General features: G+C 39.7%; 12 protein-coding genes. 4 read left to right on the forward strand and 8 right to left on the reverse strand.

Annotated features, from left to right (window positions below; translation table 11 throughout):
- The first annotated feature begins 131 nt into the window (after positions 1 to 131).
- Entirely contained in the window at positions 132 to 1,661 is a 1,530-nt protein-coding gene (locus tag O0V13_RS08205; protein ID WP_268034493.1) for a SulP family inorganic anion transporter, read from the forward strand.
- Positions 1,662 to 1,849: 188 nt separating this feature from the next.
- Positions 1,850 to 3,253: an MFS transporter gene (locus O0V13_RS08210; RefSeq protein WP_268034494.1), complete on the forward strand. Its 1,404-nt coding sequence runs from the start codon at positions 1,850 to 1,852 to the stop codon at positions 3,251 to 3,253.
- Here O0V13_RS08210 and O0V13_RS08215 read toward each other — a convergent pair.
- A complete protein-coding gene (locus O0V13_RS08215; RefSeq protein ID WP_268034495.1) occupies positions 3,250 to 3,933 on the reverse strand; it encodes a dioxygenase family protein in 684 nt (227 codons plus the stop codon). The two genes, O0V13_RS08210 and O0V13_RS08215, sit on opposite strands and share 4 nt — an antisense overlap.
- Positions 3,934 to 4,081: 148 nt before the next feature.
- Here O0V13_RS08215 and O0V13_RS08220 point away from each other — a divergent pair, with 148 nt between their 5' ends.
- A complete protein-coding gene (locus O0V13_RS08220) occupies positions 4,082 to 5,854 on the forward strand; it encodes a glycoside hydrolase family 9 protein (protein WP_268034496.1) in 1,773 nt (590 codons plus the stop codon).
- Positions 5,855 to 5,858: 4 nt separating this feature from the next.
- Positions 5,859 to 6,518, forward strand: coding sequence for an HAD family hydrolase (locus O0V13_RS08225; RefSeq protein ID WP_268034497.1), 660 nt, complete (start codon positions 5,859 to 5,861; stop codon positions 6,516 to 6,518).
- A gap of 3 nt (positions 6,519 to 6,521) precedes the next feature.
- Here O0V13_RS08225 and O0V13_RS08230 read toward each other — a convergent pair whose 3' ends face one another.
- The 7 genes from O0V13_RS08230 to O0V13_RS08260 all read right to left on the reverse strand — a co-directional run bounded on the left by O0V13_RS08230 (position 6,522) and on the right by O0V13_RS08260 (position 15,078).
- Positions 6,522 to 7,766: a serine hydrolase domain-containing protein gene (locus tag O0V13_RS08230; RefSeq protein ID WP_268034498.1), complete on the reverse strand. Its 1,245-nt coding sequence runs from the start codon at positions 7,764 to 7,766 to the stop codon at positions 6,522 to 6,524.
- Between the two features lie 60 nt (positions 7,767 to 7,826).
- Positions 7,827 to 8,945 carry a lipid-A-disaccharide synthase gene (gene lpxB, locus O0V13_RS08235; protein WP_268034499.1) on the reverse strand — a complete coding sequence of 373 codons (1,119 nt, stop codon included), beginning with the start codon at positions 8,943 to 8,945 and terminating at the stop codon, positions 7,827 to 7,829.
- Positions 8,946 to 9,006: 61 nt separating this feature from the next.
- Positions 9,007 to 9,387 carry a four helix bundle protein gene (locus O0V13_RS08240; RefSeq protein WP_268034500.1) on the reverse strand — a complete coding sequence of 127 codons (381 nt, stop codon included), beginning with the start codon at positions 9,385 to 9,387 and terminating at the stop codon, positions 9,007 to 9,009.
- A 55-nt stretch (positions 9,388 to 9,442) separates the two neighbouring features.
- On the reverse strand, positions 9,443 to 9,862 hold the full coding sequence (locus O0V13_RS08245; RefSeq protein WP_268034501.1) for a 6-pyruvoyl trahydropterin synthase family protein: 420 nt from the start codon (positions 9,860 to 9,862) through the stop codon (positions 9,443 to 9,445).
- Positions 9,863 to 9,988: 126 nt separating this feature from the next.
- Positions 9,989 to 10,687: a hypothetical protein gene (locus tag O0V13_RS08250; RefSeq protein ID WP_268034502.1), complete on the reverse strand. Its 699-nt coding sequence runs from the start codon at positions 10,685 to 10,687 to the stop codon at positions 9,989 to 9,991.
- Positions 10,684 to 14,121: a S8 family serine peptidase gene (locus O0V13_RS08255; protein WP_268034503.1), complete on the reverse strand. Its 3,438-nt coding sequence runs from the start codon at positions 14,119 to 14,121 to the stop codon at positions 10,684 to 10,686. Before O0V13_RS08255 ends, O0V13_RS08250 begins: the two co-directional genes overlap by 4 nt.
- Before the next feature lie 105 nt (positions 14,122 to 14,226).
- Positions 14,227 to 15,078 (reverse strand): hypothetical protein, encoded by an 852-nt coding sequence (locus tag O0V13_RS08260; protein WP_268034504.1) that lies wholly within the window; start codon positions 15,076 to 15,078, stop codon positions 14,227 to 14,229.
- Positions 15,079 to 15,081: the final 3 nt, after the last annotated feature.

Consider the following 15,081-nt stretch of genomic DNA (forward strand, 5'->3'; position numbering starts at 1 on the left):
TTTTTGATTCCTTCTTTTCATTTACAGAATAAAATTCTGTTTTACCCAATTTTATTACCTTTGCGATTCGTTTTGAAAAAATAAATCAGGACCAACCACCAAACTTAAGTCCCTGAAATCAAACCTATTCCATGAAAAAATATTTAAACCTGTTCGATTTTTCTCAAAAAGTCGATTACAAAACTGAAATCCTATCCGGCCTAACTGTGGCCATGGCCTTGATTCCAGAGGCAGTAGCATTTGCATTTATCGCAGGGCTTTCTCCCCTTACAGGCCTTTACGCAGCTTTTATGATGGGCTTGGTCACTTCCATTTTCGGAGGTAGACCTGGAATGATTTCAGGGGCGACCGGAGCTGTAGCAGTTGTTTTGGTCACCTTAGCTGCTTCCCACGGGGTGGAATATATCTTTGCCACGGTCATTGTAGCTGGATTACTTCAGGTAGCCGCAGGTACTTTGAGAATGGGGAAATTAATCCGCCTGGTTCCACAGCCCGTAATTTTCGGATTTGTGAACGGACTAGCTATCATCATTTTCATGTCTCAATTGGATCAATTCAAGGGAGCTGATGGAAATTGGCTGACTGGACAAACGCTCTATATCCTTTTAGCCCTTGTTGGATTGACCATGTTGATTATCTGGGGGCTTCCAAAAATCACCAAAGTAGTTCCAGCATCCTTAACAGCAATTTTAACTGTATTTGGCTTGGTTACTCTTTTGGGAATCGACACGAAAACTGTTGGTGATTTGGCTTCTATCAAAGGGGGCTTCCCTCCTTTCCATATTCCTGCTGTCCCATTTTCTTTTGAAACTCTGCAGATCATTTTCCCATATGCCGCGGTTGTTGCAGGAGTTGGTTTAATCGAAAGTTTACTGACTCTGAACATTGTCGATGAGATCACTGAAACCAGAGGTCGAGGAAACAAAGAAGCAGTAGCACAAGGAACTGCGAACATTCTTTCAGGTCTTTTCTCCGGAATGGGCGGATGTGCGATGATTGGACAAAGCTTGATCAATATTTCTTCTGGTGCTAGGGCAAGACTTTCTGGAATCGTTGCCTCAGTAATGCTTTTGGTATTCATTATGTTTGGATCCAGCTTGATTGAACAAGTCCCTATGGCAGCATTGACAGGTTTGATGATCATGGTTTCTATCGGAACATTTGAATGGGCCAGCTTGAAGACCTTTACCAAAATGCCTAAATCAGATGTGTTCTTAATGGTCTTGGTTACCCTTGTCACAGCAGTTTTACACAATCTTGCATTGGCAGTTTTAATTGGAGTAATTCTAGCAGCACTTTTCTTTGCTTGGGACAATGCAAAAAGAATCCGAGCGAGAAAATTTGTAGACGATCATGGCGTCAAACATTACGAAATGTTTGGGCCACTTTTCTTTGGTTCCATCACTGCTTTCAATGAGAAATTCGACGTATTGAATGATCCAGAGGAAGTGGTTATTGATTTTGCAGAGAGCCGAGTGGTTGACATGTCTGCCATTGAAGCTTTGAACAAAATCACAGAACGATATCTCAAAGTCGGTAAAAAGGTTCATCTCAAACATTTGAGCCCGGACTGTCGAAAACTAATCGAAAAAGCGGATTCTATTATTGATGTCAATGTAATGGAAGACCCGACCTACAAATTGGCGGTAGACAAAATTTAATAGTCTCCAGACGACAGTCAACAGTACACAGAAGGCGCAATGAATTTTATCAATGCGCCTTTTATTTTATCCATAAGGTATTATCAATAATCAGGAACTGAGTCACCACTCGCTTGGTTTTACAATCAAATCAAATGAGGAATAAACCGAATTATGGTATATTCCTAAACCAATCAGAAAAGGGATATATGAGTACAGCCCAAGCGAGTCCACAGGTAAAAAAAGTTCTCCCAATGATCCTGGCGACCGCGATTTTTATGCAAATGCTGGATTCCACAATTTTGAACACTTCCCTTCCAGCGATTGCAAAAGATTTGAATGAATCTCCTCTGAACATGCAAAATGCCATTGTCAGTTATGTCCTGACTCTGGCGCTCTTTATGCCAGTCAGTGGTTTTTTGGCTGATAAATTTGGCACTAAGAAAATCTTTATTCTTGCCTTGTCTCTATTTGCAGCAGGCTCACTTTTTTGTTCTCTTTCTCAAGATTTAAATCAATTGGTAGCAGCCAGAATCATTCAGGGATTGGGAGGTAGTTTGATGACTCCTGTGGGTCGATTAACCCTAATTAAAACCTATCCGAAAAATGAACTGGTTCAGGCAATGAACTATGCGATTGTACCTGCCTTGATTGGACCAGTTTTGGGCCCACTGGTCGGAGGATACATGGTGGATTACCTTTCTTGGCACTGGATCTTTCTAATCAATCTTCCGATTGCATTCATTGGAATTGTGCTGAGTTTGAAATTCATGCCTGATTATACATCAAAGATTCTAAGTTTTGATCTGAAAGGATTCTTGATTTTTGGAGCTGCCTCTTTCCTTCTTTCAGTTTCCTTAGAACTATTAGGAAACTCCGTCCAGATCACTCCGATTCTTTTATTTTTCCTTTTGGGCTTTTTGATGCTTTACTTTTATTACCGACATGCCAAAAAAGAAGAGAATCCCATATTTCCTTTGAACCTCTTTCAGGTAAGAACCTTCCGGGTCGGAATTGTTGGTAATTTAGCCACCCGATTGGGTATTAGCTCTGTTCCATTGCTTTTGCCTTTAATGATTCAAATTGCCTACGGTCAAAGTGCAGTGGTTTCTGGTTGGATTGTAGCTCCAATGGCCTTGACAGCCATGTTGGGGAAATCAGTAGTGATCCGAATTCTCAATCGTTTTGGTTACAGAAACACTTTAATGGCCAATACCTTCATCATCGGTATTTTGATCTGCTCATTTGCAATCCCTGGAATTCACAGTTCCATTTACTGGCATATCCCAATTATTGCTGTTTTGGGTTTTTTCAACTCCATCCAGTTCACCTCAATGAACTCAATATCCATTGCAGATTTGCGTTCTTATCATACTTCCAGTGGGAATTCGCTTCTATCTGTCAACATGCAATTGGCAATTGGATTTGGAGTAGCCTTTGGATTGGTTGTATTGAAGCTGTTTGAGGGAGATACCAAACTGATTCACAATGAAATCCACAATGCATTCCGATACACCTTCCTTGTCATTGGGGGATTGACAATACTATCGGGGTTGGTATTTAGAAGACTTCATTTCCGAGACGGAGAAAACCTCCAAACTAAGGAAGCTTAAGCAACGGTAATTACTTTTATTAGGGTATAACCGTCCTTGAGATTTCCATCTACTGAATCTGCCATATTTCCGTCCAAACTACCTCTAAATATCCCATCTCTTTCATTGGGTGTGTCTTCTTTTCCTCTGTATCCTGAACTAGCATACACCTCCGAAGTTATTGCCTCAGGGAAAGCAATTTGAGTAGTCAAAATAATATCCCCTTCCTTCATTACATCCAAATGAATGTGCGGTGCCCTTCCTGGATACCAACCCGGAAAAATGCTGATAAAAGAAACCTCTCCGTTCTCATTGGTAGTCTGCCTACCTCTCAAAAAATGTTCATTGTTTAGATCTTTTTGCTGTAAGCGATTGCCTCCATATTCAGAGTAATACCCTTCCGCATCGCAGTGCCAAACATCCACGTGTACTCCCGACAAATTTCCACAAGACTCAGATTGACTTTGAACTTTGAGATTGATTAAAAGTGCGACTCCTTTCCGATCTCCAATAATATTGGCGCGCATCAATTCAGCGGGAGTTTTTATAGGAAATGGCCCACGGGTCTCTCTTGGTGAAAGTTCACAATTATCTTTTCCTCCATTCAATTGGCCACCTTTAGACTCGCAGCCTGCTATGGGTAAAGCCACAATTCCTCCAAATCCGGCAAGCGTTTTCCTAATAAAATCTCTCTTCTTCATCTGCACTTTGGGTTTAGAAAATAAAAATTACTGAATTTCAACCACTTAAACTCATTTTCTCAGAATAAAAAATCCAAGCATTTAACTACCTAAAAAAGGATTGAAGCCTTTGGTTCCATTTCCTGAATGATTTGAGTATTTTTCTAAAATGAAACAGTTCTTTTTCCTTCTAACAGGATTTTTTCTGGGATTTAAAGCTTTTTCCCAAGATGTCTATTTCTCAGTCAATCAGATTGGCTTTTTACCAATGGACACCAAAAAAGCAATTGTTTTTTCTCCTGAGAAAATAAAAAACAATATTCATCTAATTCAATATCCAGATTCAGTCTCCATTATTAAAATCAAACCAAAACCTTTAGAATCAGGAGTTTGGGGAGACTTCAATTATTATGAAATTGATTTTTCAGAAATAGAAAATGAAGGAGATTATTTCCTTTGGCATTCAGCAAGTGAAAACTCCTCTCCTATATTCAAAATTGGGTCAAAAGCCTACCAAGGTTATCAGGAAGACCTGCTTCACTTTATGCGTCAGCAGCGATGTGGTTACAATCCCGTATTGGACATGGTTTGTCACGAAAAAGATGGGAGAAGCTTCTTTGGTCCGATGCCAGACAGTACCTATGTAGATGCTTCCGGGGGTTGGCATGATGCTGGGGATCAATTGAAATACCTTATCACGAGCAGTTATGCCACAGGACATATGTTGATAGCCTACACCTTATTCCCTGATCAGTTTGAGGACAAAGTAAATGCATTAGGACAAGATGGAAAAAATGGAATGCCAGACGTTTTGGATGAGGCTAAATGGGGTTTAGACTGGCTTCTGAAGCTTCACCCAGCTCCAGATCAACTCATCCATCAAATAGCTGATGATAGAGATCATAGAGGTTTTAAAATTCCAAATCAGGACAATTCTGATTACGGCTGGGGAGCAAACTCTTATCGAGCAGCCTATTTCGCCACCGGGAAGCCGCAGGGACTCATGCAATATCAAAGTGAAAGCAACGGCATGGCCAATATCGCAGGTCGATCCGCAGCTGCCTTGGCTTTGGGAGCAAGAATCTGGAAAGAAATAGATGAGGCTTATTCCATCCGTTGCCTCGAAGCCGCAAAAAGTCTTTATGCATTGGGTAGAAAGTATGAAGGTGTGCAGCAAGGGAATTCCTATGGCGCTCCCTATCGGTATAATGAAGAAACTTGGAACGATGATATGGAATGGGCTGGAGCCGAGCTTTTCAAAGCGACAGGAGAACAATCCTATCGGGATCAAGCAAAAGAATATGCTTTACTAAGCTCCAATGAAGACTCTTGGACAGTCAAAGACTCAGCATCCCATTACCAGCTCTATCCTTTCATCAATTTGGGACATTTCTCACTTCATGAGGTGGTGGAACCAGAATTTCAAAAGACTTTGGAGACCTTCTATCAAGAAGGCATTGAATATACGCTCACAAAATCCAAGACCAGTCCTTTTGAGGTCGGTATCCCCTTTATCTGGTGCTCCAACAATCTGATGACAAGCCTTGCTACTCAATTGATCTTGTATGAGAAAATGAGTGGAAACAAACAATACCAGCCTTACCTGACAGCACAACGCGATTGGCTTTTTGGAAAAAACCCCTGGGGTACTTCCATGTTTACTGGTATCCCTGAAAAAGGCGATTTTCCAGTCTATGTTCATACTGCTCCATATGTTATGTTGGGCTTAGAAATTCCAGGTGGATTGGTAGATGGCCCTATTTTCAGGACGATCCATTCCGGCTTAATCGGATTGACCTTGGAAAGACCGGATGACTATGAGGGAAGACAAAATCCATTTGTTGTATATCATGATGCTGTGGGCGACTATAGCACTAATGAACCTACCATGGACGGAACTGCCGGCTCAATTATTTTGATGACATATTTTAGCAAAAACTGAATCTATGATTGTTAATAACAACCCTATCCAAGGTGTAATTTTTGACATGGACGGAACTCTGGTAGATAGCATCCCCTATCATCTTCAGTCCTGGATAATCTTTTTGGAGAAAAATGGAATTACCATTCGAGAAGAGGATTTCCATGCCCAAAATCATGGAACTTTGCAGGAAATGATCATGAGATTTTTTCCGAATGAAAAATCCGCTGATAGAATCTATGAGTTGGGAGAAGAAAAAGAGGAAACGTTCAGGGAGCTTTATAGACCACACATGAAAGAGGTGCCTGGTGTGACACCTTTTCTGAAAACTTTATCCAATCAAAACAAGTCCATTCACCTAGCCACTATGGGTGAACAGGATAATATTGATTATACGATAGATCATATTGATATCCGATCATTTTTTCAAAGCCTGACAGGTGGACATGAAGTAAAAAATGGAAAACCTGATCCGGAAATCTTCTTAAAAGCATTGGACAAAGCCCAAATTCAGGCCGAAAATGCAATTGTTTTTGAAGATTCATCAGGAGGAATTAGAGCCGCATTGGGAGCTGGAATCCCAGTTTTTGGAATAGCAACAACCCATACTCCCCAAGAGTTGGAAAATATGGGTTGTCAAAAAGCTTTTCTAAATTTTGATGAAGCTTTGAATTACTTCTATTAAGAATTAATCCACTAGTGTAAAGACCATCTGGCGGAATTTCCAGCCAGTTTGGTCTCCGTTTCCTGAACCAGAGGTCTGTTTGAAAATCAAACCAATCATATTGAGCTCAGGATCTGCGAAGTATTGGGTATTGAAATAACCACCCCAATCGAAGGTCCCTTTACTACCTAAACCTCCGGTAGCTACTCCCTGATCAGTGACCACTCCAAAAGCCAAACCATAATATTTATCACCATTCATCAGGTCACCTACTTGATTTTTCATCATGGTCTGGATGGTTTGAGGGCTTAGAATTCTCATACCTTCCAACTCTCCTCCATTCAGGTACATTTGAAGAAACTTAGCGTAATCTGCAGTGGTACTGGAAAGCCCAGCTCCTCCTGAGAAAAAGCGTTTAGCTCCTTTTCTTGGATATTCAGGGTCGTAAAAGGTCACTGGGAAAGGGCCCCACTTGCCGTCTTTATAGGTCTGTACTGTCACCAAACGAGGTGCTTGGGCATTTGAAAGATAGAAACGGGTATCATTCATTCCCAATGGATCAAAGATTCTTTCCTTCAAAAACTGATCGAAAGGCATTCCTGAAACTACCTCAATAAAATAACCCAAAACATCCAATCCTTCGCTGTAGGTATATTTGCTACCCGGCTCATGATGCAAAGGCAGCTTGGCCAGTTTTTTCACGCTCTCCTCAATTGAGATATTCTCCGTAGTAAAAAGGTCAGTTATTCCTGCCTTTTGATAAATCATTTTCATTCGCTCATCTCCATCGATCATTCCATACCCCAATCCTGATGTATGGGTCAAAAGATGACGAATTGTGATCTCTTTGGAAGACGGCTTAGTATAAAAGGTCGTGTCGGAATATCTAAAACCCGCTAGAACTTGCGGATTTTTAAACTCTGGAATGTATTTGGAAATGGGATCATCTAGTCGAAATTTTCCTTCTTCCCATAAGATCATCACTGCAGTTGAGGTGATTGCTTTAGTTTGGGATGCGATCCTGAAAATATCATCCTTTTTCATCGCTCTTCCGTTGGCAACATCTGCCATTCCTTTTGCGCTATGGTAAACAAGCTTTCCATCTTTCATCACCATTGCCACAAGTCCTGGCACTTCTCCTTTTGCTACGGCATCCTCCAGCATTTTATCTAGCTTTTGAACTCTTTCGGGAATAATTCCCGGTACATTTTGGGAATAGGATGAAATTGAAAAAAGTAGTAAAAAGAAAAAGGTTAATCGGGTCTTCATGAGTTTAGGTTTTGGTTTGAAAAGTAAAATAAAATTTTGCCCTTCAATAACCTAAACATCTTATTTCAAAGACTCTAAAATCATGGATGCAGTAGTTTCAGAAGCTGAATTTTGACCGATTTTTTCAGCAATCAGATCATAGCCCTGAAGCATTTGACCTTTGTAAATCTGATTTCCCAAAATCTGCATCAGTTCCTTTTCAAGATTTGCCACAGAGAAGTTATCTTGAATCAATTCCTCCACTACTTCTTGCTCAGCAATCAAATTCACCAATGAAATAAAAGGCACTTTAATGACTCTCTTTCCTATCATATAGGAAATGGATGAAGTCTTGTAAACCACCACCTGAGGAACTCGAAACAAAGCTGTTTCCAATGTTGCTGTTCCCGAAGTCACAACAGCAGCGGTAGCGTGAGAAAGCAGGTCATAGGTTTGATTGTAAACTACTTTGATTCCTGCTTTTTTTGCAGGCTCATACAGTTCCGAAGGCAGGCTTTCCACCCCTGCAATTACAAACTGAGCATTGGGAAATTTGGGAACCAATTCCACCATTTTATCCAACATAGCTTCCAATTCCTGCTTTCTACTCCCCGGAAGTAGAGCGATAATCGGAGCATAACTCAACTCATTCTTTTGAAAGAAAAATGGATGGGGGCTAAACTTTTTGATTTCATCCAACAAGGGATTCCCCACATAATTGACCTGCATATCGAACTTTTGAAAAAATGTCGGCTCAAAAGGAAGAATGCTGTAGATCTGGTCTGTAAAAGCTTTCAGTTTTAAAGCTCGCTTTTGATTCCAAGCCCAAACTTTTGGCGGAATGTAATAATGCACCGGGATTCCATTCTCTTTTGCAAAAGCTGCAATCTTCATATTGAATCCACCGTAATCCACTAAGATTATGGCATCAGGTTTCCATTGAAGAATATCATTTTTGACGAGTTTGAGGTATTTAAGAACCTTTCGAAAACCGAAAACCACCTCAATAAATCCCATCAAAGCAACTTCCGAGTAATCAACCGCCAAAACCACTCCTGCTTCCTGAGAATAAGAACCACCCATTCCTCTCAATTCAAGACTCGAGTCTTTCTCCTTTAAGGCCAAGACCAAATTGGAGGCGTGAAGATCACCGGACCGTTCACCTGAAATGATGTAGATTTTTTTGTTTTTGTTTACCACAGAGTTCAAGTATGAAATATGTAAGTAGTTAACGGTAAGTGGTAAGTAGTACTTCCGAAACTCAGGCTATTTTACAAAACAAATTGGCTTTTGAAATCATAGCGTTGAGTTTTTGATTTATTATTTCACAGGAATTTATTATTAAATCCTGGTCTTTTTCATTCACCAACTTACAGTCAAATGCGACCTCAATCCAATGCTTTGTTTCATATTGCTCAGCATCCGCATCATTAAGTTTGGAAATAAAGTGATTAACATACCTCCTCTTCGCCCAGCTTTCGGCAATTTGAGCTCCAACTGATCTAGATGACCTTCGTATTTGATCTGTTAACGAAAATTTTTCTTCTGCTGGAAATCCTTTAGAAATAGAATAAACATCTTTCGCAAGTTGTCGAGATAGTTTATAGACATCTAATTCATAATAAAAATTAACATAAGCCATAATTACAATAAACAATTTTTACTGCTTACAACTTACTACTTACGAATTAGACATCCTAGTCACCGAAATACTCCACAAAATTCCTTGGAGTTTCATAAAGGGTTAGCTTGTAAAGGCCACCGTGAGGGGTGATTTTCTCAACCGCAGGCTGAAGAATTTTCCAGAATTCCATGATCAAGATTTCACAGCTAGCCATTTTGCCCTGCATGAAATCCACGTCCATGTTCAGATTTTTATGATCTACTTTATCTATCACCAAAGTCCTGATCAAAGTACTCAGCTGCTTCAGATCAACCACAAAGCCTGTTTCTGGATCAGGAAGGCCTTTCACAGTAACAATCAACTCAAAGTTATGACCATGCCAATTGACATTAGCACAGGGACCAAAAACCTCAAAGTTTTTCTTATCAGACCAATTGGGATTCCAAAGCTTGTGAGCAGCATTGAAATGTTCTTTTCGACAAACGTAAATCATCTTCTTGAAATTCGCTGCAAAGTTAGGCAAAAGAAAAGATATAGGAAATTAACTTGACCTCATTCATCCATATGCCAAAAGCAAAAGCCCATCTTCGGTATGGGCTTCGTCAGTATTTTTGAGAAATTAGGCTTCATTTAACTTCTGAAAGAATATCACCAAGTGATCCTCTCTACTCAAATCTAGCTTTCCTTCTTTTACGATTTCTTTTGCTTTCCCTTGATCCTGATCGTGAAGAGATTTGATGATATTGTTGGTTTTGCTACGAACAGTTGAAACATTCTCATCATTGTCGATTAAATAGAACGATTCTTCAAAAACAAACATTCTACCTGCAGTCGGAGCATAGGAGTTTTTTGGTGGTGTCACCAGATCGGAATAGAACTTCCTCACCAAAGTATATTTATTCCCTTCTGCAATCACATTGACCAAATCTTTTTCATCCACACCTTTGATCATTTCAAATCCTTTTTTGAACAATAGCTTAGTCAACTGACCTTGGTCACCTGTTGCTATCAATATAGAAGGTCTTTCTAACAATGCATACTCTAAATAATCTTTGTTTAGGTAAATCTTATTTCCTGCCTCATTAATTACCTCCAACTCATTATCATGGATATTAAATAGATAAGCTACATTCTCTTTTAATCCGGCATTTGTAGTTCCTATATCAGCTTTTGCCCAATCTTCAAATAAATACGGCGAACCTTCAACCCCTTCATAAGCTGTCAATCTCGCGGGAGCACCATTCAATGATACGTTTGAAATCTGAGCAAAACCTGCATTCGATATTAGAATCGCAGCTGCTACTAATAGTTTCCTCATCTCTTAATTACTTTTTTGTGTAAGGTTAAATTGTTGGTTTTTATTCTAAGGATATAAAGTCCTCTGGTAATTGGGAGCCCCATTTTCACTTCAAGACTTTCAGTATTTTTTCCTACCTGGAAAACATTCATCACTTTTCCTGAAAGGTCTAAAATTGAAAACTCGACTGCCCCTAAATATTCGTTATTAACTGTGATTGTAATTTGATCATCTGAAGGAATTGGACCAACAAATACTCCAAATCGGCTCAAATCAGTTTCTTGGTCAGGTATCGCTGAAATCACAACCGGCTCGGAAATTCGATTACATCCTTCAGAAAAAATTGCAACCTGATAAGAACCATCATTTGTAGCTGAATACGATCTCAAGGTTGCTCCATTGATTTTTTCTCCGTTCAGATACCACTGATAAGATTCGCCCGGTTGCTGAGAAGTTAGTGTATTCCCATTGGCAACGATATTTGGCTGCAAAAGTGCACTTTCAGAGATCGTAACTTCCTGAACAAATGATGTTGAGCCACTTTGACTAGTAATAGTCAACTCTACTTGATAGGTACCTGGGGAATCAAACACAAAGAATGGACTTTCAAGTGACGAAGATCCAAGGCCATCAAAATCCCAAGAATAACTTGAAATGGCTCCTTCACTAAGATTTTCAAAATCTACTGCAGCACCCACGCAATTATATGAACTAGTGAAATTTGCAAATAAAACATCATTGCAATTTTGACTTAACCAACCTGTAGAATTAGAAATGGTGGCTCCAGTACCCAAATTAATAATGGCATCTCCTGTTAAATCAACATTGCTCACATTGATATTTTCAAAGCAATATTTCTTATAAATAGGATGAATAATTTCTCCTTTTGAGCTAGCTGAAATTTGAGCTGGATTTCCAGATGTTGCGGAGGAACTGATGGATTGGTTTATTGTAAGTTTCCCAGTAGATCCCAAATTCAAAATTGAGGAAGTTCCTAAATTTAATTCACTTATAGTCATTGTCCCTGCAGTGAATTGGACTTCAGCATTATTAACCGAAAGGCTTCCTATTCCACCAGATTGAACAGTTAACTTTCCAGAGGACACTTCCAAAGACCTGATAGTTGTTCCAGAGAGATTATTGAATTGCCCGGTATTTCCATCAAAATTCAAATCAAATTCACCTGAGATATTTGCTCCGGATTGGCCATTGAAATTTGTTTGGAAAGAGATAGCATCATATTCCCCGGATAGGGAACCGTTTCCGGAAACTGTCATGGAGTTTACAGCCAATTCACTTACTCCAAGTTCCAAGTCCGCATTTTGAATGATGACATCTCCCAAAATCTCACCTGACAAAAGTTTCCATTCTCCAGATTGGAAAATAAGAGAAACGTCTTCAAAAGTTGTTTGCCCAAATTCCAATAATTGATCATTTGAGGTTGAGTTAACAAAAAGGATTCTACCATTAGAAACCTGGGTGATTTGGTTACTTACTCTAAATCCATTGCTAACAGTCAGGTCATTACCTCCAAGATCAAAGGCAACTGTTTGGTTTCCGAATAAATTGACACTAAAAGCATCTGCATCTAAAGAAAATGCCACTTCAGGACTTCCTTCACCATCGAAAACGACCCTTGTGGAATTGTTTGGGATTTTCCCTGCGGCACTTCCATCAGGAGACAGAGACCAATTGGACTCAGAATGCCAACTTCCACTTTCTCCTCCTATCCAATAAAGAGTTTCACCTGCCCCATCCTGAACACCTGCTTTTAGAATTAATGAAAAGTCTTGCTTTCCATCTTTCAAATTTCCTTTATGGCTGACAACAAGTCTATATTTTTGAGCTGTGGGATTCAGGATTTGAATCTGTTCCACATTATCCCGAAAATTATCTTGAGTCTGTTCTGCACGGGCATTAGGACCATTGGCAGGATTTAAAGTCCAAGGAAAATATACTTTTCCGCTCTCATCGATTATTCTAAAATCCAAATCATTGACCAACATGAGGTTAGTTGGATTCAATGAAGGCGATGCAGGAGTTCCTGCTGGATCTATCCAGGCAATCGTGGCCTTAATTGGAGTAACTCCATCAGAAATTATTTCAAACTCATATTCGCCTCCTTCTGACAAAGATTCCTCACGAATAATATTTGAGGCTCCATTTTCATTTAGGATGATTTCTGCGGCTGATTTAGTATCCAGCAGCCCCCATCCATAGATATAGTCCGGCCCAGGGTTTGTACCAGCTTCTCTACTGGTATTTATTATTAATCCTTTTAAAGTAGAAGAACGCATATAGCGTCCATTATTTCTTTCATTGAAAAGCTGCTGAAGCAAAACCAAGGATCCAGATACATTTGGGGAGGCCATAGAAGTTCCACTCAAAGAGGCATAACTGTCAGTAGCTCCACCATCTGTCACAGAGGAGCTAAAAACCCCCACTCCCATACCTACAATATCTGGTTTGATCCTCCCATCATCCGTAGGTCCCCAAGAAGAAAAACTCGCAATTGAAACAGAATTAGGCCCTTCATAATCCGGAATGTTATTGACAGCGCCAACCGTGATGACATTTTTTGAGACCCCTTCAGGTCCTATGGTATCATCGGGACCATCAGGGTTTTTACTCCCGTCTCCTGTGTCATTTCTATCATTTCCAGCAGCCCAAACAATCGTATAATAAGGCCTACTAATCGCCACTTCATCAATTCCTTTACTTTTTGATGAATAAAATCCAAAGCGATAATCTTCATTTTCATCCACACTTGAATTTCCTGACCAAACCCAACTTCCAGATGAGTTCATATACCAACCTACCACTACTCCATAGGAGTGATTAGATACGATGTGCCCATTTGGTTTAGAATCTGGATCATAGGCATTGATATCCATTTTGGAAAGGTCACTTTCCCAGTTAAATGCCCAGCCGTTGGCCTCAGAAGCCATTCCTTTAGCATTTGCATTGACTCCAGATGCTAAAATAGTTCCTGTGACGTGTGTGGCGTGACTAGAAATATCTTCTGTCGAACCATCTACTTGATTGAGTCTACCATTGTATTCGACATGATCTGGTTTTGGTCTAGTCTGATCATATATACCTACTGTTATTCCTTTACCAGTCAAATTGACATCCAGATCACCTCCGGGCTGAAGACTGTTTGTTCTTGTAGTCGCTGCTGCTTTTAGATTGAAAACCTGATAATAAACAGGCTGATCCAATTCATCAAAAAATTCCAATTTGCCCACTTCGCCATCTTGCAGGTAGATATAAATGGGGATATTTCTTTGAAGTGCTTTGGATTTTATCTCTTCTTTAGACTGAAAAAGATTTGGATATTCTCTTTTGAAATTTTCAAAACGGGGAGAATGTGATTTCGTATCTGTACCAACCTGTCCTATACAAAAGGGAAGAATTGAAAGATATATAAGAAGAAGAGATAGAGTTGACTTCATTTAATACTTATTATGTAAGCAAGAAAACGCCTAGAAAATAATAAAAGTTTAAAAAAACGGGGGCATCGGCCCCCGTTTTTAACATAATCCTATTTTAATTATTCACTATTCCTCTAGAGTAAGAACAACAGTTCCTCCGTCGCCCCAAGTATTACTCCACTCGATGGTAATAGTTCCATCCTCATTCAAAACACCGTTAATGGTAAATGGATCTCCATATTGGTCAGAATTTGACTCAATACCGACAATTTCACCACAACTATCAGTGATAGTTCCACTTGGGAATGCATCGCCATAAATACCTGGATACATGCCGAAAGTAATATCTGAAACTAGATAGGTACCAGTTCCTGATTCTTCCAAGGTCACTTCATCTGCTGAAGAAATCACATAGTCTGTTACTGTTTGGTTTGGTCCACCTTCACCGTCACCAGTTTGAAGATATTCCCAGAACACTTTATAAGTACCTGCCAATTCAGATTCACAAATCACTCGAATAGCCACAGTCAATGCACCATAGTTTGCTGATACTTCTGCACCAGTGGCACTAGAAATATTCAAAATCAAATCAGGTGTTTCAGTAGGATCGATATTTCCAGTAAGAATTGTTACTGGAAAAGTTGTAACAAACTCTCCAGCCGCAATTGTTGCAGAAGTCGTATTCAACTGATAATGAACTCCTTCTATTGCAGTAGACGCAGGATCTACCTCAATATTAACCGTGATTGGAGCTGCTCCGCTTGTAGATACTCTGTTTATTTGAACATCCACATCATCCGTTTGAGTTGGGGACAATCTCACAAATCTTGCAGTCAATCCATTAGGTAGATTTGCATCTTCAAATTCTACCTGATTTCCTCCATAGAAAGTCTCTGTTCCCGGATCATCAAAACACGCAGTGGTCATTAGTACCGTAAAGAGTACCGCCACAAAAGAATATATCTTATTAAATTTCATTGT

It is taken from the genome of Algoriphagus sp. PAP.12, from assembly GCF_026652115.1.
GTDB lineage: Bacteria > Bacteroidota > Bacteroidia > Cytophagales > Cyclobacteriaceae > Algoriphagus.